Genomic DNA, 20,902 nt, shown 5'->3' on the forward strand with positions numbered 1-20,902 from the left:
CTTCATACGTGAAGCATCCACATGATTACCAAAGGTGACATCCGGGCCCGTTACCGCAGGTAGAGAGCGCGCAGCACTATCAAACGATGGCCGGTGCAGGCAAATTGGCACGACGCGCGCGGCGGTGATAAAGGATCGGCGTCGCCCGGTCGGGGGAGGGGGTGCGTACGGAGGTGGACGCGGGGCAGACGAGGGGGCGAGGGGCGCCCCGAGCGCGTGCATCCGTTCACGAACCTCCCGGCCTCTTCACAGGAAGGTCACGGACGGGGCACAGCGTCCGCATCGCGTGACACTCCTGTGACCTGCGCCACTCTGAATCTGCGCTTCCGAAAGAGGGCTTGGCCATCTGTGCGGAGGGATGGTAGGTCGTGGATCATTTCGGACTTATTTCAGAAACCCCATGATCACAGCCTTGTGAAGGCCTGTCCGTTTCGCCCGTTACGGCGTCAATAAGGAGCCGGGCGCGCCCGGTTAGCACCGTTCGCGGGCAACTGTGGCGCAACCCACGTTTCTTGAAGGGACCCCGGGCACCCTGATAGCGGTTGTCCTCATGTCCCACACCGCTCACATACCCAGCCACCGGAAGCCCCGTCGTAGCGCCTCGAAGCTCGCGGTCCGCGCCGGAGTTGCCGGTGGCGTCCTCAGCACCCTGGCCATGGCCGGCACCGCGAGCGCGTCCCCGTCCGAGCCCGTGGCCGAGACGACGCTCGAAATGCCGGTCCTCAACCTGGATCTGGCCGCCGAGGTCTCCTCTGCCGTCACCACGGCAGCCGAGAACACCCGTCTGGCCGCCGTCGAGGGCGAACTGACCGCCCAGGAGGAGAGCGCCCGCACCGGCGCCGCCGCCGAGGCGAAGCAGGCCAAGGAAGAGGCGCAGAAGAAGGCCGACGAGGAGAAGAAGGAGAAGGAGGAGGCGGACCGCAAGGCCGCGGCCGAGCGCGCCACCCGCTCCTCCGCCCGCGCTTCCCTCAACAGCACCTCGGCCTCCGGCTCCGGTTCCGGCTCCGCCGCCTCCCAGGGCACCGGCACCGTCACCGCCCCGGCCACCGGCTCCGCCGCCGCGATCGTCAACTTCGCCCGCGCGCAGGTCGGCAAGGCGTACGTCATGGGCGGCACCGGCCCGTCCTCGTTCGACTGCTCCGGCCTCGTCCAGGCCGCCTACCGCCAGGCCGGCATCTCCCTGCCGCGCATGTCCCAGGCGCAGTCCTCGGCCGGCACCTCGGTGTCCCTGAACGCCCTTCAGCCGGGCGACATCCTGTACTGGGGCTCCAAGGGCAGCGCGTACCACGTCGCCATCTACGTCGGCGGCGGCAAGTTCGTCGGCGCGCAGAACCCCAGCACGGGCATCGTCGAGCGCAACCTGAGCTACGACAAGCCGACGGGCGCCGTCCGCGTCCTCTGATCCTCCGGATCGTCACCACGGTACGAAAGGGCCGGTACTCCCCCGCTCGGGGGTGGAGTACCGGCCCTTCGGCCCGCCTCAGACGAGGCTCGCCGCCAGCTTGAAGCGGGCGTCGCGCTGCTTCTCGTAGAGCGCCAGCGTCTCGGCGTGCTCCTCGACGAGACGCTCCTGGTAGGCCTTCTCGACCGCGGCCCAGATCCCGACGAGGTTCACCTCGCGCTTGCACGCGACATCGGCCTTGGCGGCCGTGACGGCCTTCGCGCCGCCCTTGTCGTCCTGCAGGCCCAGCTTCTCGATGACCTCGTACGGTGTCGCGACCCCGCCGTATCCCGATGTGTCCATGCATGCCGCCCAGTTCTTCAGCATGCCGACGACCCGGGAGTCCTGCCGGGACCGCTCGTGAGCCTCCGAGGCCAGCCCGAACGTGAAGAGCAGGTCCACGCTGTCCTTCGTCGGCGCGTACAGCTTCCGGTAGCCCTCCCGCGCGCACCCGCCGGCCGGCACCTTCTGCCCGCCCGCCATCAGGCCGCTGTCGAGCTGCGCGGCCTCCTCCTCGGTGTTCGCGTCGGGGATCCTGCCGCCCTGGGCTCCCGGCTGTTCGCCGTTCATCACGACGTAGGCGCTGTCGCTCAGCTGCGGTGCCGGAGGCTTGGCCGGCATCCCCTCCCCCGCGGACTTGTCGTACCCGTGGGCCGCCGCGTGCACCGGATCGGCCAGGCCGAAGAGGTACCGGTGCCGGTCCTCGGCCGCCCCGCCGCCGGACGGCGCGGCCGCCTTCACCCCCTCGTACGTGAACCCGTACCGGGCCATGCACCGGGAGACCAGCATCTGCTGGACCTGACCCATGCGGATCCGCTCGGCTTCGGTGTCCGTGTACGCGTCCATCGGGAAGGAGAGCGCGGCCGTCGCCGGATTGGACTCGACGGGGCCGAGCTCCGGTTCGCCGCCCTCCGCACCGCCGGCGCCGGAGCATCCGGCCAGCACCGTGGCCAGCAGGACGGCCGGGGCGACGAGACGGAGGCGCCGGGCGGTGCGCATAACGCGGAACTCCTTCGTCCGGATCAGGGGTGGAGGGTGAAGGTGGCCGAGCTGATCTTGTTCTTGAAGGTGGCCGAGGCGTTGCCCGAGTAGTTCGACGGGACCTCGCCGACATTGCCGTCGATGTTCGCGTCGGTGGCGACCTTCCAGGCGTACACGTCGCGGTTCTTGTACGACTCGGTGTTGTCGTTCACGAGGGCCCCGGCACCCGTGCACCCGCTCTTGAAGTAGTTGTCGTTGAAGTTCAGGTCCTCGCCGTACAGGTCAAAGACACAACCGGACTGATTCTGGTAGTAGAAAAGACCGAACTCGTGGACTTCCAGATTTCCGTCCTTGCCCATGGCCGCCGCCGGTCCGGCCGCACCCAGGAGAATCGCGCCCATCGATACGGCGGCGACGCCGCCCGTGGTCAGCGCACGGAATGCCTTGTTCATGGTCTGCTCCTCTGCAGGTGAAATGGTGACGCCGAGCCGGAACATGATCACGACTCGCCGTCCGGCCGGGATTCAACAGGTCACGGCGCCCGAAATCCAAGTCCTTCTCACCTGATGGACAGTCATGTCTGGTTACTGTCCAGGAACTTGTGCGCGCACTTTCCGCTCTCTACTATCGCCCGGCGCGCACTCCTCGCACTTCTCGCACGGGCGCGCCGATCCCACTTCTACCGCCGCAAGGGAACTCCCGTCGTGCACGCACGCTATTTCGCTCCACTGCTCCTCATATGCATTTCACTGACGGGATGCGGCGGCGGGGACAACGAACCCCAGGCGAGCGACAGTCCGCCGCCCACCGCCGAGGAAATCGCCTACTACGACTGCCTGAAGAAGCAGGGCGTGGCCATCGTCCACACCGATTACGGCGCGCCCCGCGAGGACAAGTCGAAGCCCTGGAACGAGGAGGCGCACAAGGTCTGCGAGCCGATGCTGCCGCCCCCGGCGAAGCCCCAGCCGGCCGCGCCGGAGCAGGTCGCCGCCGCGCAGAAGGAGTCCGCGTGCCTGCGGGCCGAGGGCGTGTCCTGGTACCCGGACCCCGATCCGGTCACCGGTGAGACCGACCAGACCAAGGGCACTCCCGAGCAGTGGTCCGCGCTCAAGCGCGACCACCTGGACGCGTTGAAGAAGTGCCGGACGGAGAGATGAGCGAGCTCGACCACGTCGTGGAACACACCGAGCACACGGAGATCCCGGAGGACGACCGCAGCGGGCTCGCGCGGGGCCGGCGCGTGGTGCTCGGAGTCGTCGGCGGGGCCGCGCTGATGGCGATCGGGGGGCTGCTGGCCACCACGCTCGTGAAGTCCCCCGCGCAGGTGGCCGCGGAGACCGGCCCGCCCGCGCAGGGGGCCCTGACGGCGGAGGTCGAACGGCGGGTCCTCGCGCGGACCCTGGTGATGCGCGGCTCCGTCGTCGCCGACCAGAGCGTCGAGGTGTCCCCGCAGGGGATCCGCTCCGGTGACGGCGCGGGGTCCGGGGCGGCCATGGTGACCAAGCTGCCGCCGAAGGCCGGGGATCCGGTCACGGCGGGGCAGCTGATCGCCGAGGTCTCCGGGCGGCCGGTGTTCACCCTGCACGGCACGCAGCCGATGTACCGGGACCTCAAGCCGGGCGCCACCGGGGACGACGTCGCGCAGGTGCAGCGGGCGCTGCGCGAGCTCGGGCACGGCACCGGCTCCGACCCGAAGGGCGTCTTCGGGGCCGGTACGAAGGCCGCGCTCGCCGCCCGCTACCGGGCCATCGGGTACGAGCCGCTGCCCGCGGTCGCCGACGGCGGCGCGGCGCTCAAGTCGGCGCGGGAGGCGGTCCGGTCGGCGACGTGGGCCGTCGAGGACGCGAGTGGCTCCGCCGGTTCCGCGGGTCCGGGCGGCGGCGCCACCACCGGGCCGGGCCCGTCGGGCGCCCCCGCAGACGCCGGCTCCGGCTCCGGCTCCGGCTCCGGCAAGGGCGGTACGGCGGCGGGTGCGGGAGCGGGAGCGAGCGGCGGCTCCGGCTCCGGGCGGGAGTTGGTGCGGGCCCGGCAGGCCCTCACGGAGGCGCAGGCCGCGCTCGCGGCCGCCGAGGCCGCCGACGGGCCGATGCTGCCCGCCGCCGAGACCGTGTTCCTGGGCTCCTTCCCGGCCCGCGTCAGCTCCGTCGGCGCCCGCGCGGGCTCCCCCGTCTCGGGCCCGGTGCTCACGCTCTCCGCCGGGGAACTCGTCGTCGAGGCCTACCTCAAGGACGACAAGAAGCAGCTGCTGCGCCCCGGCATGGCGGTGGTGGTCTCCTCCGAGGTCTCCGGCACCGACGTCCGCGGGAAGGTGGCGCTGGTGGCCGCCGAGCGGTCCGCCGCGCAGCCCGCCGGCCGGCCCCAGCAGCAGGACCAGGGCCAGAACGCCAAGGGCGGCGGGGACGCCGCCGGCGGGGGCAGCGGCGGCGGAGCCGATCTCGGCTACCGGATGGTGGTCCGCGCCGACCAGCCGCTGCCCGCCGGCTTCGCCGGTCAGGACGTCCGGCTGACCATCGAGTCGGCCTCCACCGACGGCGAGGCCCTCGTGGTCCCGGTCACCGCCGTGTCGGCCGGCGCGGACGGGCGTACGGTCGTCACCGCCGTGTCCGCCGAAGGCGTCCGGCGGCGCATCGAGGTCCGCACCGGCACCAGCGGCGACGGCTTCGTGGCCGTCACCCCGGCCCAGGCGGGCTCCCTCGTGGCCGGCACCCACGTGGTGATCGGGGTCGCGCCCCGCGGGACCCGCGAGAACCGCGGGACGGCCAAGTGAGGCTCCTGCCCCGGCGCTCCCGCGCCGCCTCCCCGGGCGCCGAGGCACCCGAGCCCCGGCCGGGAGCCGAGGCCGGCACCGAAGCGCCCGCCGTCGAGGCCGCCCCCGTGATCGAGTTCCGCGGGGCCGGCCTCACCTACCCCGGGCCGCCGCCCGTCGAGGCCCTCCACCCCTGCGAGCTGCTCGTCCGGCGCGGCGAGTTCATCACCGTCGTCGGCCCCTCCGGCTCCGGGAAGTCCACCTTCCTCAACGTCGCCGGACTGCTCGACTCCCCCACCAGCGGCCGGTACCTCCTCGACGGGATCGACACCGCGGCCCTCCCCGACCGGGAGCGCACCGCCCTGCGCGGCCGCCGCATCGGCTTCGTCTTCCAGTCCTTCCACCTGCTGCCCCACCGGTCCGCCCTGGAGAACGTCACCCTCGCCATGCTCTACACCGGAATTCCGCGCGCCCAGCGCCTCGTACGGGCCCGCGAGGCCCTGGACCAGGTCGGTCTCGGGCACCGGGCCGGCGCCGTGCCCGGGCGGTTGTCGGGCGGCGAACGGCAGCGCGTGGCCATCGCCCGCGCCCTCGTCGGACGGCCCTCGCTGCTGCTGTGCGACGAGCCGACCGGCAACCTCGACTCCGCCAACGCGGCCTCCGTCCTCGGGCTGCTGGACGACCTCCACGGCGCCGGGATGACCGTCCTCGTCATCACGCACGACCTCGAAGTGGCCCGGCGCGGCCGCCGGACCGTCACCATCCGCGACGGGCGGCTGCACCTGTGAGCACCGTCGCACCGACCCGGCTGTCCGTACGCGACGCCCTGTCCGAGGCCGTCGCCGGCATGCTGCGCCGCCCCGGCCGGGCCGCCCTCACCGCACTCGGCACCGTCCTCGGCGTCGGCAGCTTCGTGGCCGTCCTCGGCCTCACCGCCACCATCTCCTCGCAGATCGACGGCCGGTTCAACGTCCTGACCGCCACCGAGGTGAGCATCGAGGACGTCGCCGGGCAGCAGGACGAGTTCGCCGGGCCCGGCTTCCCCGCCGATGCCGAACGGCGGCTGCGCGCGGTCGCGGGCATCGAGCACGCCGGGGTGATGTGGACGGTACGGCTGGACTCGCGGACCTCCGTCGGCCCGCTGCCGTCCGGCGCCGGCGAGGCCACCACCGGCGCGGCCGTCGTCGCCGCCTCCCCCGGGGCCGTCGCCGCCCTCGTGCCGACCCTCCAGCAGGGGCGGCTCTACGACGAGTTCGCCGAGCGCGGCCACGAACGCGTCGTCGTCATCGGCAGCGGGCTCGCCGCCCGCCTCGGCATCACCACCCTGGCCACCCGGCCCGCCCTCTACATCGGCCAGGAGCCCTTCACCGTGGGCGGCATCGTCGCCGACCTGGAACGCCGTCCCGAGCACCTGATGTCGGCCCTCGTCCCGCGCACCACCGCGGAGCAGCTGTGGGGTCCGCCGTCGCCCGGCTCCGCGAGCATGCTGATCTCCACCGAGCTCGGGGCGGCACGGCAGGTCGCCGACCTGGCCCCGCTCGCGCTGCGGCCCGACCACCCCGAGTACCTCAAGGCCGTCCCGCCGCCGGACCCGCGCACCCTGCGCTCCGGCGTCACCTCCGACCTGAGCGCGCTCTTCCTGCTGCTCGCCGGGATCTGTCTGGTCATCGGGGCCGTCGGGATCGCCAACACCACGCTCGTCGCCGTGCTGGAGCGGACCGGCGAGATCGGGCTGCGGCGTGCGCTGGGCGCCCGCGGCCGGCACGTCTCGGCGCAGTTCCTCACCGAATCCGCGGCCCTCGGGGCCCTCGGCGGGCTGGTCGGCACCTCGCTGGGCGAGCTGACCGTCGTCGCCGTCTCCCTCGCCCGGGACTGGACCCCGGTGATCCACCCGGTCACCGTCGCCGCGGCCCCGCTCGTCGGCCTGGTCACCGGGCTGCTGGCCGGCCTCTATCCCGCCTGGCGGGCGGCCCGTGTCGAACCGGCCGAGGCCCTGCGAAGATAGCGGCGGCGCCCTGACCGTCAGTGCGACCCGCCCCCGGAGGTGGTGGTCCCGTGAACCCGAAGCCGTACGAGTCCCACGGCACCGGCGACCCCGCGGGCGACCCCACCGCCGTCCCGGCCGCGCTCGGGCTCGGGCTGCTCGCCGTGGGGGGCTGGCTGCTGACGACCGCCCGCCCCTGGCAGAAGCCGGGGCACCCGCTCACGCTGGGGCTCGGCTGGACCGCCTCGGCCGCGCTGCTGGTGTGCGGGCTGGTACTGCTGGCGAGGTGCGTCCGTACGGTGCACGGCCGCCCGGACACCGACCCGGACGCGGCTGCCGCCGAAGCCACGGCCCCGGACGCGCACACGCACACGCACACGGAGGACTGAACGGGCGGCGCCCGCACGGGGCGCCGCCGTCCGCCGGCCGGGTCAGGCCTTCGGGGCCACCTTCGAGAGGCCGTTGATGATGCGGTCCATCGCGTCGCCGCCCGTCGGGTCGGTCAGGTTGGCCAGCATCTTCAGCGTGAACCGCATCAGGACCGGGTGGGTCAGGCCGCGCTGCGCGGCGATCTTCATCACCTTCGGGTTGCCGATCAGCTTCACGAAGGCGCGACCCAGCGTGTAGTAGCCGCCGTAGGTCTCCTTGAGCACCTTCGGGTAGTTGTGCAGCGCCAGCTCGCGCTGGGCGGGGGTGGCCCGGGCGTGCGCCTGCACGATGACGTCGGCCGCGATCTGGCCCGACTCCATGGCGTACGCGATGCCTTCGCCGTTGAACGGGTTGACGAGCCCGCCCGCGTCGCCGACCAGCAGCAGGCCCTTGGTGTAGTGCGGCTGCCGGTTGAAGGCCATCGGCAGGGCCGCGCCGCGGATCGGCTGCGTCATGTTCTCGGGGGTGTAGCCCCAGTCCTCGGGCATGGAGGCGCACCAGGCCTTGAGGACCTCGCGCCAGTCCAGCTCCTTGAAGGCGGAGGAGGAGTTGAGGATGCCGAGGCCCACGTTGGAGGTGCCGTCGCCCATGCCGAAGATCCAGCCGTAGCCGGGCAGCAGCCGGTCCTGCGCGCCGCGCCGGTCCCACAGCTCCAGCCAGGACTCCAGGTAGTCGTCGTCGTGCCGGGGCGAGGTGAAGTACGTGCGGACGGCGACGCCCATCGGGCGGTCCTCGCGCCGGTGCAGGCCCATCGCCAGCGACAGCCGGGAGGAGTTGCCGTCGGCCGCGACGACGAGCGGGGCGCGGAAGGTGACCGGGGTCTTCTCCTCGCCCAGCTTCGCCTGCACGCCGGTGATGTGGCCGGTGCGCGGGTCGCGTACGGGCTCGCCGACGTTGCAGCGCTCGTACAGGCGGGCGCCGGCCTTCTGCGCCTGGCGGGCCAGGGTCTCGTCGAAGTCGTCGCGCTTGCGGACGAGTCCGTAGTCCGGGAAGGAGGCGAGTTCCGGCCAGTCCAGCTGCAGCCGCTGGCCGCCGCCGATGATGCGCAGACCCTTGTTGCGCAGCCAGCCGGCCTCTTCGGAGACGTCGATGCCCATCGCCACCAGCTGCTTGGTGGCGCGCGGAGTGAGGCCGTCACCGCAGACCTTCTCGCGCGGGAACGCCGTCTTCTCCAGCAGCAGGACGTCCAATCCGGCCTTGGCGAGGTAGTAGGCGGTGGTCGAGCCGGCGGGCCCGGCCCCGACGACGATCACGTCCGCGGAGTGTTCGGAGAGGAGCTCGGTCACTGCGGGGTCTCCCGAAGGCTCGATAAAGGGTGCCCAACGGCACCGGACATGTGCAGTCTATGCAGCGAGAGAGATCGCGATCCGAAGGGTGCCTCCGATGACCACCTCGCCGACCCGGCCGCTTCCCGCCGTACAGCTCCGCGTGCCCACGGACGAGGACGCGCACGCCTGGCACGCGGCCTTCGCCGACCCCGACGTCATGGAGTTCCTCGGTGGTCCCGCGGAACTGTCCGCGTACGAGGAACTGTCCGCGCGCCAGCGCATGCACGACGCACAGCTCGGCTACTGCCTGTGGACCCTGCTGGACGGGGAGGGCGTGGTGATCGGCTTCACCGGCGCGCAGCCGTGGCCCGCGGAGAAGTCGTGGGGGCCGGTCGGCGAGATCGAGATCGGCTGGCGGCTGGGGCGCTCCGCGTGGGGGCGGGGCTACGCGTATGCCGCTGCGCTGGCCACGCTGGACCGGGTGCGGGCGGCCGGTGTTCCGCACGTGGTGGCGATGATCGACGCCCGCAACGCACGGTCCGTGGCGGTGGCGGAGCGGCTCGGGATGGAGCTGGCCGAGGAGTTCACCACTCCGGGTGGCAACCCGGGGCGGCGCTACGAGCTGGCGTTCGGCCGGGGCTGACCGGGGCCGCTGCGCGGAGCCTTCTCCCTGCGGGGCGAGTGAGCGGGCTCCGCCCGGCCCTGGGGCTCCGCGCCGGACCCCGCGCCACGCCGGCGCGGCTGAGATTTCAGAAGACGGAGAGGCCCGTCAGGGTGGTGAAGCGGTCAAGCGCGGCTACGCCCGCGACCGAGTTGCCGCGGGCGTCGAGGCCCGGGCTCCAGACGGCCAGGACGCACCGGCCCGGGACCACCGCCACGATCCCCCCGCCGACCCCGCTCTTCCCCGGCAGGCCGACGCGGTACGCGAACTCGCCCGCCGCGTCGTACGTCCCACAGGTCAGCATCACCGCGTTGACCTGCTTCGCCTCGCTGCGCGTCAGCAGCCGCGAGCCGTCCGCCCGCAGTCCGTGCCGGGCCAGGAAGCGTCCGGCGCGGGCCAGGTCGGCGCAGCTCATCTCGATGGAGCACTGCCAGAAGTAGTGCTCCAGCAGTGCCGGCACCGGGTTGACGATGTTGCCGTACGAGGCCATGAAGTGGGCGACGGCGGCGTTGCGGTCGCCGTGCGACTGCTCGGAGGCCGCGACCTCGGCGTCAAAGCCTATGTCCGGGTTCTGGCTCTCCTGCCGGAGGAACTCCAGCAGTTCGCTGCTCGCGTCGCCCGTCAGGGTCTGGAGCACGTCGGTGACCACGAGGGCGCCCGCGTTGATGAACGGATTGCGCGGAATGCCGTTTTCGTACTCCAGCTGTACGAGCGAGTTGAACGGGTTGCCCGAGGGCTCCCGGCCGACCCGCTCCCACAGGCTGTCGCCGCCCTCGGCCAGGGCGAGGGCGAGCGCGAAGACCTTGGTGATGGACTGCGCGGAGAAGGGGACCTGCCAGTCGCCCACCCCGAAGACGTTCCCGTCGAGGTCGGCGACCGCCATCCCGAACTGGTCCGGGTCGACGGAGGCGAGCGCCGGGATGTACTCGGCCGGTGTGCCGCTGCCCAGCAGCGGGGCGATGTCCGCCAGGATCCGCTCCAGCAGCCCACCGTAGTCAAAGGGCGCGGTGTCCACCCTCAGGCCTTGGTGCCCCGGTGCAGGGCCACGATGCCGCCCGTCAGGTTGCGCCAGGCGACCTTGGACCAGCCGGCCTTCTGCAGCAGCCCGGCCAGCGTCGGCTGGTCGGGCCACTCGCGGATGGACTCGGCGAGGTACACGTACGCGTCGGGGTTGGACGACACGGCGCGGGCGACGGGCGGCAGCGCGCGCATCAGGTACTCGGTGTAGACCGTCCGGAAGGGCGCCCAGGTGGGCTGCGAGAACTCGCAGATGACGACCTGCCCCCCGGGCTTGGTCACCCGGTACAGCTCACGCAGCGCCCCGTCGGTGTCCTGGACGTTGCGCAGGCCGAAGGAGATCGTCACCGTGTCGAAGACGCCGTCCTTGAACGGCAGCTTCGTCGCGTCCCCGGCCGTCAGCGGAAGCCACGAGTTCCGCTTCTTGCCCTCCCTGAGCATGCCCAGGGAGAAGTCGCACGGGACGACGTACGCGCCGCTCGCCGCGAAGGGCAGCGAGGAGGTCGCCGTACCGGCGGCCAGGTCGAGGACCTTCTGCCCGGGGCGCGCGTCGACCGCCTTCGCGACCTCCTTGCGCCACACCCGGTCCTGGCCGAGGGAGAGGACGTCGTTGGTCACGTCGTAGTTCGCCGCGACCCTGTCGAACATGGAGGCGACTTCGTGCGGCTGCTTGTCCAGGGAGGCCCTTGTCACTGGCGTTCGCCCCTCGGTGTGCGATGCGGATCGGCGGGTACGGCCCCATCCTCTCAGGCCGCGCCGCCCCCGACGGCCGCGGCTCCACCCGTACCCCGAGTGGCGGACCCGTTCCCCACCGTAGAACTGGTCCGAAGGACAGTTGCGCCGCGCCCCCGCGTACGCGTTGACTGCCACGGTGCGGCCCGGTGAGGGTCACCCACCGGATCAGAGCCCAGTCGTGGCCGGTCCGGCAGTGGCCGCCGCGAACAGAGGGCTCCACGATGCCGGCAGGCCATTCCACCGGTCGTTCCCGCCGCAACGGCCCGCGCGCCAGGCGCCGGGCCGAGCGGCGCAAGCGGCTGCGCCGCACCATACTCCTCGGCTCGGCCGCGCTCGTCGCGGTCTCGGCGACCGCGTACGCGCTGATCCCCCAGGACGAGGCCACCACGGCCGCCGGGGGCCGGACCGCGGTCCAGCCGGAGCCGACGGACGGGGAGTCCGCCGACGAAGGCGGGAACGCGGTCCCCAACGGCGGCAAGCCGTCCCCCGCCCCCTCCCCGTCCTCCGCCGCACCCTCCCAGAAGCCGTCGGGCACGCCGTCCGGCACCGCGACGCCCGCCCGGCCGGGCGTCTTCACCGCCTCCAGCACCGCCGGCACGGCGAAGGGCAAGGGTCCCGCGCTGCGCTGGCGGATCGAGGTCGAGGAGGGCAGCGGGGTCGACCCGGAGGCGGCCGCCCGCTCGGTCGAGGCGATCCTCTCGGACCCGCGCGGCTGGACCCGGGACCCGGCCTACGGCTTCCAGCTCGTCGGCGCGGGCCAGCCGGTGGACTTCACCGTCAAGATCGCCACGCCCACGACCACCGACCGGCTGTGCGACGTGGTCACCCCCGAGCTCATCGGCGAGACCAACTGCCGCGCCGGCCACACCGTGGTGGTGAACCTCAAGCGCTGGCAGGAGGGTTCACCGCAGTTCAACGGCCCGGTGGAGGAGTACCGGGCGCTGATCGTCAACCACGAGGTCGGGCACGAGATAGGCCGCGAGCACGAGACCTGCCCGGGCCCCGGCAAGCCCGCACCTGCGATGATGCAGCAGATCAAGGGCCTGCTCGGCTGCAAGGCGAATGCGTGGCCGTTCGACCCGAATGGAACCTACCTGTCCGGTCCACGCGTCCCATAAGGGGGAGAGCCGTCCGCAGGAGGGCGGTTCGGGGGGAGTGGAATTCGTGCGCGTCGTCAGCTTCAGCGTCCCCACGTGGTTCCCCTCGTACGAGTCGTACGGAGAACCGGCCGGGCCGCAGACGACGGACGAGCCCCGGCCCGCCGACGCGCAGTCCACCGAGGCCCTGTTGACCGAGCAGGAGTCGGCCGTGTTCCTGTGCCTGGCCACCGGCGCCTCCAACAAGGAACTCGCCGTCGAGCTGCAACTGTCCGTCAGCACGGTCAAGTTCCACGTGGTGAACATAAGAGCCAAGCTCGGCGGCATCAGCCGCCTCCAGGCCTGCCTCCTCGCGGCCCTCGCCCGCGAGGACACCCGGCGCACCGAGGACGAACGCCTCAGCGGCGGCGGTGGAGCAGTCGCCCACCGATGACGGTGGCCACGCAGGTGGTCGCTCCCCGGGCGAGCAACTCGGCCTCGTCCGCCACGGCGAAGACCGCGAAGCGGGCCACGACGCCCGGCTCCAGCAGCCCGTGGAAGGCCTCCCCGGCCGTGTCCCGGCCGGCGAGGGGATCCAGGGCGGGCGGCCCCTCGCAGGCGGCCGGCGGCAGGATCACGAGCCCCGAGCGGCTCACCGCCGTGCGCACCGACGCGACCGTGAAGCGGCCGCACACCGCGACCACCCCGCGCGCGAGGAGCTTCTGCGTGCCGCGCCGGGCACTGTTGCCCCAGCGCGCCTCGGTCATCTTCAGGGCCTCCAGCGCGGCCTCACCGGTGATGGGGTCGGCGCCGAGCTCGGGGACCTCGTACGGATCGTCCGGGTAGTACGTCCGCTCCAGCAGCTCGTCCGCCCCGCGCACCCGCAGCCCCGGGGTGAGCACCCCGGGCCAGCGACGGGTGCGGGCGTGCGCAAAGGCCGCGGCGAGGTCCTCGTACGGTCCCACGCGGGCGATCCGGTCGCCCTCGACGAGGACCGCGCCACCGGGCAGCGGTGCGCGGCCCGGCCCGGATACGAGGAGTTCGGCGGTGTGGAGCGTCAGCATCGTCTCGGACGCGTCAGTTCGTGGAGATGAGCTTCAGTTCGGGGTGCGCCGTGCCGCCTTCGATGGCGGTGGACGAGATGTGCGAGACGACGCGGTCGTCGACCGGGTCGTTCGCCGGGTCGTCGTGCACCAGCAGGTGCTCGTAGGTCGTCGCGCGCTGCGCCGGGGTGCGGCCCGCCTTGCGGATCAGCTCGATGATCTCCTGGCGGTTGGAGCGGTGCCTGGCACCGGCCGAGGAGACGACGTTCTCCTCCAGCATGATCGAGCCGAGGTCGTCGGCGCCGTAGTGCAGCGAGAGCTGGCCCGCCTCCTTGCCGACGGTCAGCCAGGAGCCCTGGATGTGGGCGATGTTGTCGAGGAAGAGGCGCGCGATCGCGATCATGCGCAGGTACTCGAAGATCGTCGCCTGGGTGCGGCCCTTGAGGTGGTTGTTCTCGGGCTGGTAGGTGTACGGGATGAAGGCGCGGAAGCCGCCCGTACGGTCCTGCGTGTCCCGGATCATCGCGATGTGCTCGATGCGCTCGGCGTTCGTCTCGCCGGTGCCCATCAGCATCGTGGAGGTGGACTCCACGCCCAGCTTGTGGGCGATCTCCATGATCTCCAGCCAGCGCTCGCCCGACTCCTTGAGGGGGGCGATCGCCTTGCGCGGCCGCTCCGGCAGCAGTTCGGCGCCGGCGCCCGCGAAGGAGTCCAGGCCGGCCGCGTGGATCCGCTGGATGGCCTCCTCCGCCGAGACGCCCGAGATGCGGGCCATGTGCTCGACCTCGGACGCGCCGAGGGAGTGGATGACCAGCTGCGGGAAGGCCTTCTTGATGGCGGAGAAGTGGTGCTCGTAGTACTCGACGCCGTAGTCCGGGTGGTGACCGCCCTGGAACATGATCTGCGTGCCGCCGAGCTCGACGGTCTCCGCGCAGCGGCGCAGGATGTCGTCGAGGTCGCGGGACCAGCCCTTCTTGGCGTCCTTGGGGGCCGCGTAGAAGGCACAGAACTTGCACGCCGTGACACACACGTTCGTGTAGTTGATGTTCCGCTCGATGATGTACGTCGCGATGTGCTCGGTACCGGCGTAGCGGCGGCGGCGCACCGCGTCGGCCGCCTGGCCCAGCGCGTGCAGCGGCGCGTGGCGGTAGAGGTCGAGCGCCTCTTCCTTGGTGATCCGGCCCCCCGCGGCGGCGCGGTCGAGGACAGACTGGAGAACGGCCTGGTCGGTCACCGGTGAGTCACCTTTCGGCGGTGTGTCTGTGTCAAGGTCCGGACCGATCCAGCCTACGCCAGGGGTTCCGGCGCCCCGTCACGGGCTTCGGGTCAGGTCGCCCTCGGGGTTCCCCGCGGGGCTGTCGCCGGACTTGTAGTGCAGCGTCCCGTTGGCGTTGAGGGTGAAGCGCTCGTCGGCGGAGCCGTTGGAGCAGATCCCCGGAGCCGGGTTGCGGTTGCCCGAGGTGTCCAGGACGAGCGAGCGGTCGGTGGCGGAGGACAGCTTCCAGTCACCGCTGCAGTCGGTGCCGAGGACCGCCAGGACCGACTTGTCCCGGGCGACGACCTCGCCGGTCTTCCCGCCCTTGATGGTGATCTCGAACTCGGTGGAGGCCCCCAGCCGGGCGGTGGTGACGGTGCCCTTCCACGTGCCGATGAGCTCCTTGGGGACATCGGTGCGGGTCCCGGAGGGCGCCGCGGAACTCGCGCTCGGCGCCCCCGAGAGCTGAGTGGCACCCGGAGCCGCCGGACCGGAGGTGCGCGGGCCGCCGTCCGAGGCGACGTCCCGCCCCTTGTCTCCCTGGCCGGGCAGCAGGCCCATCCCGTACAGCCCGCCGGACAGCCCCGCGAGCACGGCGGCCGCGGCGAGGACGACGGTGCAGCTGAAGCGGCGGCCGGCCGCCCTGACGCTGACCTGCCGGCCCGCCGTCCCGTCCGCGGCGGTCCGCTGCCCGGGCAGCGGACCGCCGGCGGTGGGACCGGAGGGGCCGTACGGGCCGGCGCCGCCGGCGCCCGAGCCCGCGGTCTCGGTCGGGGCCCCGAACACCCCGGGCGCCGAGCCCTGGTTCCCGTGGGACTGGTACGGGCCGGGCGCGGCGAAGCCGGCGCCCGCCGGGCCCCCGTACGAGGCGGCCGTGAACGGCACCGGCCCCGACGGGGCGTCCGCCGTGACGCCGCCCCCGTACGACGGGTCGGGCGCCCCGAAGCCGGCCGCCGGCCCGGACCCGCCCCCGGCGGAATCGGCGTCGAGGTCCAGCAGTGCCACCGCGGCCCGGCTGGCCTCCTCGACCAGCGGCGCGGGCAGCCAGCCGGGGGCGCCCAGCGCACCGCCGAGGGCCGCCGCGACCGCCTCCGGGGAGGGCCGCTCGGCCGCCGTCTTGGCCAGGCAGGCCGCGATCAGCTCGCGCAGCTCCCCGGCCGGCACCGCGCCGAGCTCGGGCGGCTCGTGCACCACCTTGTAGAGGAGGGTGGCCGAGTTGTCCCCGGTGAAGGGCGGCCGCCCGGTCGCCGCGAAGGCCAGGACCGCGCCGAGCGAGAACACGTCGGCCGCCCCGGTGATGCCCTTGCCGAGGATCTGCTCGGGCGACATGTAGCCGGGCGAGCCGACGGAGACGCCGGTGGAGGTGAGCGAGGCCGTGCCGTCCGTGGCCCGCGCGATCCCGAAGTCGATCAGCCGCGGCCCGTCGAGGGTGATCATCACGTTCGACGGCTTCACGTCCCGGTGGACGAGGCCCAGCCCGTGCACGGCCACCAGGGCGCGGGCCAGACCGGCGCCGATGGCCCGTACCGAGGACTCGGGGAGCGGACCGTGCGCCGCCAGCGCCCGGTCCAGGGAGGGTCCGGCCACGTACCCGGTGGCCACCCACGGCACCGGCGCCTCCGGGTCCGCGTCCAGCACCGGCGCGGTCCACTCGCCGCCCACCCGCCGGGCCGCCTCCACCTCGCGGCGGAACCGGGCCCGGAACTCCTCGTCGGCGGCGAAGTGCGGGTGCACGATCTTGACGGCGACGGTCCGGCCGCCCGCACTGCGCCCCAGGTAGACCCGGCCCATGCCACCCGCGCCGAGCCGGCCGAGCAGCCGGTACGCGCCGATGGTCCGCGGCTCACCGGCTTCGAGCGGCTGCATCGCGTCCCCCAATTCCCCGTGATCGCGGGCGCCTTGTGCCACCCGGCCGAGCAGCAGCCTAGGCCGTACCGTCGCGGGGGAAGGCACCTGTCACCCTTTTGCATTTCCCTTCCGCGATGGGAAATGCAAAAAGGCGTGAATTCCCGGGAAACTTCACATTCGCCCGCCCGGCCCGATGGGCTACCGCTCGGTAAACCCGGTCAGCACTCCTGGACCACCGAGCTCAGCAGCTCCACGGCCACATCCGCGGCATACCCCGTCGTGGGTCCCGTGCGGCGCGCGAATTCCCGTACGCCGGCGAGCTGATCGGGGCCGAAACGGAAGTCGAGCGTCGTGAAGTACCGCTCCAGCAGGTCCGCGTCGAAGGCTTCCCAGCGGGCCGCCTGCTCGGCGACCTTGGCGACCTCTTCCAGGGAGACGTCCCGGGAGGCGAGGAAGGCCTCGTGGACCTCGCGCACGACGCCGGGCTCACGGGCGAGGTAGTCCTTGCGGGCGGCCCAGACGGCGAAGACGAACGGCAGTCCGGTCCACTCCTTCCACATGTGCCCCAGGTCGTGCACGGTCAGCCCGAGCCGGGGCGCGTCGTGGAGGGAGGCCCGCAGCGCGGCGTCGCCGATCAGTACGGCGGCGTCCGCCTCCTGCATCATCACGCTCAGGTCGGGCGGGCAGGTGTAGTAGTCGGGACGTACCCCGTACTGCTCGGAAAGCAGCAGCTGAGCGAGTCGTACGGACGTACGAGAGGTCGAGCCGAGGGCGACGCGGGCTCCGTCGAGCTGCTCCAGGGGCACCTGCGAGACGATCACGCAGGACATCACGGGACCGTCGCAGCCGACCGCGATGTCGGGGAAGGCGACGAGCTGGTCGGCGTTGCGGAGGAACTCCACGAGGGTGATCGGACCCATGTCCAGGTCGCCCTGGACGAGGCGTTCGCTGAGTTTCTCGGGGGAGTCCTTGGTCAGCTCCAGGTCCAGCAGCGTGCCGGTTCTGGCCAGGCCCCAGTAGAGGGGAAGGCAGTTCAGGAACTGAATGTGGCCGACGCGGGGCCGGCTGCGGTAGACGTCCACATCGCGAGACTAGCCCCCGCATCAGCGTCAGCCTTCGGGCGGGTCTCAAACGTCCGGGTGACGTGATCTTTCCCTCTGGTCTCCGCCGCAGGGTGCGTGCTAGGCTCGACGCAAGTTGCAGTTTGGTTTCCCTTGCAGTACGAGGCCTGCGGAGAATGTGACCCGCAGGCTTTTGTAGTTTTCAGACTTCTTAGCAGGTTCTGGAGCAGGGCGACCCTTTGGCCCATAGGAGGGCTCATGGCTACCGGAACCGTGAAGTGGTTCAACGCTGAAAAGGGCTTCGGCTTCATCGCCCAGGACGGCGGCGGCCCGGATGTCTTCGTCCACTACTCCGCGATCAACGCCTCTGGCTTCCGCTCCCTCGAGGAGAACCAGATGGTGAACTTCGACGTCACGCAGGGTCCGAAGGGCCCGCAGGCGGAGAACGTCACCCCGGCCTAGTCGCCTGGGCCAACCTGTCGCGGGTTGGAAATGCAGTATCCAAGGAGCCCTGTCACCTCTGCGCGAGCGGAGCGGCAGGGCTCCTGCCTTTCCCCTCCCGGGGTGGGGGGCCGGTGTACGGCAAGTGGCCCCCGGCACCTTGACGGTGCCGGGGGCCACTTGCCGTACGGGCCGGGCCCGGGCCGGCGGTCCCGCCGCGGCGGACCGGGGCGGGACGACGCCGGACGGACCGGGGCCGTGCGGCCGGGGCCGCGGCCGGCCGGGCCTGAGGGGCCTGCCGGGGTGCCTGCCGGGGTCGGTTCGCCGGCCGGTTGGGGCCTCGGGGTTACGCGGCCGGGGTGGGGGCGGTGATCTTGATGTCCAGGATCAGGATCACGTTCTCCTTGGTGGTCAGGCGCAGGGAGTACGTGCCCGGGGCCACGTCCGTGGTGAAGAGCTCCGGCAGGACGATCTTGCCGTCGGCGCCCGTCTTGGGGAGCACGCGGCCGAAGACCTTCTTGCCGTCCTCGTCCTTGAAGTACGGGGCCTTCGCGGTCGCCGGGTCCACCGGGACCCACTTGCCGTCCGCGTCCTTCACGACCAGGTCGGCGATTGTCTCCGTACCGGCGACGGCCTTGCCCGCGGCCGTGGCGAGGACCTCGACGCCCTTGAGGCTCGTACCGGCGACCGCCTCCAGCGACTTCGAGCCCTCCGGGCGCGACAGCTTGTCGGCGACCGTGACCGTGACCGTGACGCGGCCCTCGAAGGTCTCCGTGAGCCTGGTCGTGGTGTCGTAGGCGGAGGCGCGCAGCTTGAAGGTGCCCGCCTTGGGGCCCGCCTTCAGGCCGGGCGCGGCGGCGATGCCGTCGGCGCCCGTCTTGATCACCAGGGACTCCTTCGCGCCGAAGAGCGTGCCGCCGGTGGTGTCCTCCTCGACCGCGAAGATCACCTCGCGGTCGGCGGCGGGCTTGCCGTCGCTCAGGAGCAGCTTGATCTTCGGAACCACGGTGAAGGCCGCGCCGGCCTCGGCCGTCATCCCGGGCCCGTCGAGCACCGTCAGGTCCTGCAGGTGCGCGGCCGGCTTCTCCGGGGTCGGAGTCGGGGTCGGCGTGGGCGTCGGGGTGGGCGTCGGGGTGGGGGTCGGGGTGGGGGTCGGCGTCGGGCTCGGCTTGGGCGTCGGAGTCGGCGTGATCGGGGTCTGCGGGGTCGGCAGGGTGCCCGGCTGCGCGGGCGGGTAGTTCCCGGCCGGCGGGTTCGGGACCTCGGCGACGCCGCCGTCCTGGTACTGCCGCATGTAGCCGAGCACGGTGTTCACGTACTCGCGGGAGTTGTTGTAGCTGAGGATCGCCGCGTCGAGCTTGGCCTGGTTCGACAGGTCGCGGTCGCCCGCGCACAGGTAGAGCCCGGCACCCAGCGCGGCGTCGTAGATGTTGTTCGGGTCGCGCTTGGCGTCGCCGTTGCCGTCGGCGCCCCAGGTGGCCCAGGTGGACGGGATGAACTGCATCGGGCCGACGGCGCGGTCGTAGACGGCGTCCGCGTCCCACTCGCCCTTGTCGGTGTCCCGGATCTCGGCGAAGCCGTTGCCGTCGAGGCGGGGTCCGCGGATCGGCTTCTCGGTGTAGCCGTCGGCCTTGAGCCCGTAGCCGGACGCGTGGACGGACTCGACCCGTCCGATGCCGGCGAGCAGTTGCCAGGGCAGCTTGCAGCCGGGGAGCGCGGCCGCCACCGAGAGCTCGGCGCGGTGATAGGCGTCGAGGGCGGTCGCGGGTATCCCGCTGACCCCCTCCTGCGCGCCCGCGCCCGCGCCGGCGGGCGGCGGGTCTGCGACGATGTCGGGCAGGTCCAGCCGGGCGTCACCGCGGTCGGTGGCCTGCGGGCTGTCCGGCGTCGGCTCGGACTCGCCCGCGTCGGCGGTCGACGGATTGGTCACGACCGCGGCGGTGGTCAGGCTGGCCGCGAGGGCGGCCGTGCACAGGACCTTGCGCGAGGTGTTGACGAGGTGACGGTGAAGCGGCTTCACAGTGCGGCGATCCCCCCAGGAGCCGTCAAAGGTATACGGCAGGTCTAGCCGTGAATATCCACTGTCTATCAGGTATTCCAACCCGACTCGCCGTCCCGCCGACAGATGTGACGCACCATTCGTCTCGGCTTCACCGGGGTCTCGCGGCCGAACGGCCGGATCCCCCAACTCCCTGACCGGAATGCCCCGATCGGAAGTGATTTCCGATCGGAGCTCCGGTGTGAACCGCTACGGCGGGGTGTAGGTGAGGTAGCCGAGCAGGTCGGTGATCACGTGGTTGCTGCCGCCCCAGCTGTTCCGGATGCCGACCTTGCCGCCCCCGACGGGGGTGATGACGTGGTTCGGAACGGTGTCGCCGGGCCGGACGTTGGCCGGCGAAGTCGACGACGACGTACCCCTGGCCGGAGTTGAGCCGGGCGAGGACCTTGCCGTCGGCGCCGAGGGGCACGGTGACGATGTGGGACGAGGTGCCGCCCGCGCGGACGTTCGCGTGCGAGGCCGCCGGGCGCGGCTGGCCCGAGGGCCAGACGTTCAGGTGGGTGTCCGGGGTGACAGTGCCGGCCCGCACCGGGGCGCCCGCGGTACGGGTGTCCAGGGCACGGAACGGGCCCACGGCCACGCACCCCGCTGGGCGAGGGTCTGGTCGACGGGCTCCGGCTCATGATCATGCCGGTGCTCCTGGGCGGCGGTAAGTCGATCTTCCCGGCGCACGGCGGGCTGCGCACCCTCGAACCGGCCTCCCCGGCCATCGGCCCGACGGGCGTCCACGTGTGCATCCACCGGCCGATGACCCGGGCTCAGGCCGGGCGGGCGGGGGCCTGCGGCGGCCGTTGACGCATATGGCCGTCACGGCGCGCGACGTCATATGACCCTATGTAACTTCACAGGTGACCCGC

21 protein-coding genes are annotated in these 20,902 nt (G+C 72.4%); 11 read left to right on the plus strand and 10 right to left on the minus strand.

The genetic code is table 11. The annotated features are described in order from the left end of the window. The first annotated feature begins 550 nt into the window (after positions 1-550). Positions 551-1,402, plus strand: coding sequence for a C40 family peptidase (locus tag ACZ4VT_RS09180; protein WP_467947939.1), 852 nt, complete (start codon positions 551-553; stop codon positions 1,400-1,402). 78 nt (positions 1,403-1,480) lie between these two features. Here ACZ4VT_RS09180 and ACZ4VT_RS09185 read toward each other — a convergent pair whose 3' ends face one another. Then, positions 1,481-2,440: a hypothetical protein gene (locus ACZ4VT_RS09185; protein WP_467947941.1), complete on the minus strand. Its 960-nt coding sequence runs from the start codon at positions 2,438-2,440 to the stop codon at positions 1,481-1,483. Positions 2,441-2,463: 23 nt separating this feature from the next. After that, on the minus strand, positions 2,464-2,874 hold the full coding sequence (locus tag ACZ4VT_RS09190) for a hypothetical protein (protein WP_467947943.1): 411 nt from the start codon (positions 2,872-2,874) through the stop codon (positions 2,464-2,466). 252 nt (positions 2,875-3,126) lie between these two features. Here ACZ4VT_RS09190 and ACZ4VT_RS09195 point away from each other — a divergent pair, with 252 nt between their 5' ends. The 5 genes from ACZ4VT_RS09195 (at position 3,127) to ACZ4VT_RS09215 (ending at position 7,541) form a co-directional block, all read left to right on the plus strand. Further along, positions 3,127-3,579, plus strand: coding sequence for a YdgH/BhsA/McbA family protein (locus ACZ4VT_RS09195; protein WP_467947945.1), 453 nt, complete (start codon positions 3,127-3,129; stop codon positions 3,577-3,579). After that, positions 3,576-5,189, plus strand: coding sequence for a hypothetical protein (locus ACZ4VT_RS09200; protein WP_467947947.1), 1,614 nt, complete (start codon positions 3,576-3,578; stop codon positions 5,187-5,189). The genes ACZ4VT_RS09195 and ACZ4VT_RS09200 overlap by 4 nt, the downstream gene beginning before the upstream one ends. Before the next feature lie 107 nt (positions 5,190-5,296). Further along, positions 5,297-5,956 (plus strand): ABC transporter ATP-binding protein, encoded by a 660-nt coding sequence (locus ACZ4VT_RS09205; RefSeq protein ID WP_467948151.1) that lies wholly within the window; start codon positions 5,297-5,299, stop codon positions 5,954-5,956. Beyond that, positions 5,953-7,173 carry an ABC transporter permease gene (locus tag ACZ4VT_RS09210; protein WP_467947949.1) on the plus strand — a complete coding sequence of 407 codons (1,221 nt, stop codon included), beginning with the start codon at positions 5,953-5,955 and terminating at the stop codon, positions 7,171-7,173. Before ACZ4VT_RS09205 ends, ACZ4VT_RS09210 begins: the two co-directional genes overlap by 4 nt. Before the next feature lie 50 nt (positions 7,174-7,223). Then, positions 7,224-7,541 carry a hypothetical protein gene (locus ACZ4VT_RS09215; RefSeq protein WP_467947951.1) on the plus strand — a complete coding sequence of 106 codons (318 nt, stop codon included), beginning with the start codon at positions 7,224-7,226 and terminating at the stop codon, positions 7,539-7,541. Between the two features lie 42 nt (positions 7,542-7,583). Here ACZ4VT_RS09215 and ACZ4VT_RS09220 read toward each other — a convergent pair whose 3' ends face one another. Then, complete coding sequence (locus ACZ4VT_RS09220; RefSeq protein WP_467947953.1) at positions 7,584-8,867, minus strand: geranylgeranyl reductase family protein; 1,284 nt, start codon at positions 8,865-8,867, stop codon at positions 7,584-7,586. A 97-nt stretch (positions 8,868-8,964) separates the two neighbouring features. Between ACZ4VT_RS09220 and ACZ4VT_RS09225 the strand changes: the two genes are divergently transcribed. Next, the gene (locus ACZ4VT_RS09225) at positions 8,965-9,492 is read left to right on the plus strand and encodes a GNAT family N-acetyltransferase (RefSeq protein WP_467947955.1); all 528 of its coding nucleotides are present in this window, start codon (positions 8,965-8,967) and stop codon (positions 9,490-9,492) included. Positions 9,493-9,598: 106 nt separating this feature from the next. On the opposite strand, the gene ACZ4VT_RS09230 is transcribed toward ACZ4VT_RS09225, so the two are convergent. Next, positions 9,599-10,495, minus strand: a complete 897-nt coding sequence (locus ACZ4VT_RS09230; RefSeq protein WP_467948153.1) for a glutaminase — start codon at positions 10,493-10,495, stop codon at positions 9,599-9,601. A 32-nt stretch (positions 10,496-10,527) separates the two neighbouring features. Beyond that, on the minus strand, positions 10,528-11,220 hold the full coding sequence (locus ACZ4VT_RS09235; protein ID WP_467947957.1) for a demethylmenaquinone methyltransferase: 693 nt from the start codon (positions 11,218-11,220) through the stop codon (positions 10,528-10,530). Positions 11,221-11,483: 263 nt separating this feature from the next. Here ACZ4VT_RS09235 and ACZ4VT_RS09240 point away from each other — a divergent pair, with 263 nt between their 5' ends. Together ACZ4VT_RS09240 and ACZ4VT_RS09245 are read left to right on the plus strand one after the other, a co-directional pair. Further along, positions 11,484-12,380, plus strand: a complete 897-nt coding sequence (locus ACZ4VT_RS09240) for a DUF3152 domain-containing protein (RefSeq protein WP_467947958.1) — start codon at positions 11,484-11,486, stop codon at positions 12,378-12,380. Positions 12,381-12,426: 46 nt separating this feature from the next. Continuing rightward, entirely contained in the window at positions 12,427-12,792 is a 366-nt protein-coding gene (locus ACZ4VT_RS09245) for a response regulator transcription factor (RefSeq protein ID WP_467947960.1), read from the plus strand. Here the strand turns inward: ACZ4VT_RS09245 and ACZ4VT_RS09250 are convergent. The 4 genes from ACZ4VT_RS09250 to ACZ4VT_RS09265 form a co-directional block, all read right to left on the minus strand. Continuing rightward, on the minus strand, positions 12,758-13,402 hold the full coding sequence (locus ACZ4VT_RS09250) for an imidazolonepropionase-like domain-containing protein (protein WP_467947961.1): 645 nt from the start codon (positions 13,400-13,402) through the stop codon (positions 12,758-12,760). The genes ACZ4VT_RS09245 and ACZ4VT_RS09250 overlap by 35 nt on opposite strands. Before the next feature lie 13 nt (positions 13,403-13,415). Next, on the minus strand, positions 13,416-14,615 hold the full coding sequence (gene mqnC / locus ACZ4VT_RS09255) for a cyclic dehypoxanthinyl futalosine synthase (RefSeq protein ID WP_467947963.1): 1,200 nt from the start codon (positions 14,613-14,615) through the stop codon (positions 13,416-13,418). A 78-nt stretch (positions 14,616-14,693) separates the two neighbouring features. Further along, on the minus strand, positions 14,694-16,502 hold the full coding sequence (locus tag ACZ4VT_RS09260; protein WP_467947965.1) for a serine/threonine-protein kinase: 1,809 nt from the start codon (positions 16,500-16,502) through the stop codon (positions 14,694-14,696). A 200-nt stretch (positions 16,503-16,702) separates the two neighbouring features. After that, the gene (locus ACZ4VT_RS09265) at positions 16,703-17,566 is read right to left on the minus strand and encodes a menaquinone biosynthetic enzyme MqnA/MqnD family protein (RefSeq protein ID WP_319727705.1); all 864 of its coding nucleotides are present in this window, start codon (positions 17,564-17,566) and stop codon (positions 16,703-16,705) included. A gap of 237 nt (positions 17,567-17,803) precedes the next feature. Here ACZ4VT_RS09265 and ACZ4VT_RS09270 point away from each other — a divergent pair, with 237 nt between their 5' ends. Continuing rightward, positions 17,804-18,007 carry a cold-shock protein gene (locus ACZ4VT_RS09270; RefSeq protein WP_030162033.1) on the plus strand — a complete coding sequence of 68 codons (204 nt, stop codon included), beginning with the start codon at positions 17,804-17,806 and terminating at the stop codon, positions 18,005-18,007. Between the two features lie 325 nt (positions 18,008-18,332). Here ACZ4VT_RS09270 and ACZ4VT_RS09275 read toward each other — a convergent pair whose 3' ends face one another. Then, the gene (locus ACZ4VT_RS09275; RefSeq protein ID WP_467947967.1) at positions 18,333-20,006 is read right to left on the minus strand and encodes a lytic transglycosylase domain-containing protein; all 1,674 of its coding nucleotides are present in this window, start codon (positions 20,004-20,006) and stop codon (positions 18,333-18,335) included. Positions 20,007-20,666: 660 nt separating this feature from the next. Between ACZ4VT_RS09275 and ACZ4VT_RS09280 the strand changes: the two genes are divergently transcribed. Continuing rightward, positions 20,667-20,840 (plus strand): hypothetical protein, encoded by a 174-nt coding sequence (locus ACZ4VT_RS09280; RefSeq protein WP_467947969.1) that lies wholly within the window; start codon positions 20,667-20,669, stop codon positions 20,838-20,840. Positions 20,841-20,902 lie beyond the last annotated feature (62 nt).

This window comes from Streptomyces sp. NPDC029164 (assembly GCF_055563995.1).

Bases quoted from the DNA above. Each gene is read 5' to 3' on its own strand.
- ACZ4VT_RS09190 (WP_467947943.1), bottom strand. From the start codon at position 2,874: ATGAACAAGGCATTCCGTGCGCTGACCACGGGCGGCGTCGCCGCCGTA.
- ACZ4VT_RS09200 (WP_467947947.1), top strand. From the start codon at position 3,576: ATGAGCGAGCTCGACCACGTCGTGGAACACACCGAGCACACGGAGATC.
- ACZ4VT_RS09185 (WP_467947941.1), bottom strand. From the start codon at position 2,440: ATGCGCACCGCCCGGCGCCTCCGTCTCGTCGCCCCGGCCGTCCTGCTG.
- ACZ4VT_RS09180 (WP_467947939.1), top strand. From the start codon at position 551: ATGTCCCACACCGCTCACATACCCAGCCACCGGAAGCCCCGTCGTAGC.
- ACZ4VT_RS09280 (WP_467947969.1), top strand. From the start codon at position 20,667: ATGATCATGCCGGTGCTCCTGGGCGGCGGTAAGTCGATCTTCCCGGCG.
- ACZ4VT_RS09240 (WP_467947958.1), top strand. From the start codon at position 11,484: ATGCCGGCAGGCCATTCCACCGGTCGTTCCCGCCGCAACGGCCCGCGC.
- ACZ4VT_RS09250 (WP_467947961.1), bottom strand. From the start codon at position 13,402: ATGCTGACGCTCCACACCGCCGAACTCCTCGTATCCGGGCCGGGCCGC.
- ACZ4VT_RS09260 (WP_467947965.1), bottom strand. From the start codon at position 16,502: ATGCAGCCGCTCGAAGCCGGTGAGCCGCGGACCATCGGCGCGTACCGG.
- ACZ4VT_RS09270 (WP_030162033.1), top strand. From the start codon at position 17,804: ATGGCTACCGGAACCGTGAAGTGGTTCAACGCTGAAAAGGGCTTCGGC.
- ACZ4VT_RS09225 (WP_467947955.1), top strand. From the start codon at position 8,965: ATGACCACCTCGCCGACCCGGCCGCTTCCCGCCGTACAGCTCCGCGTG.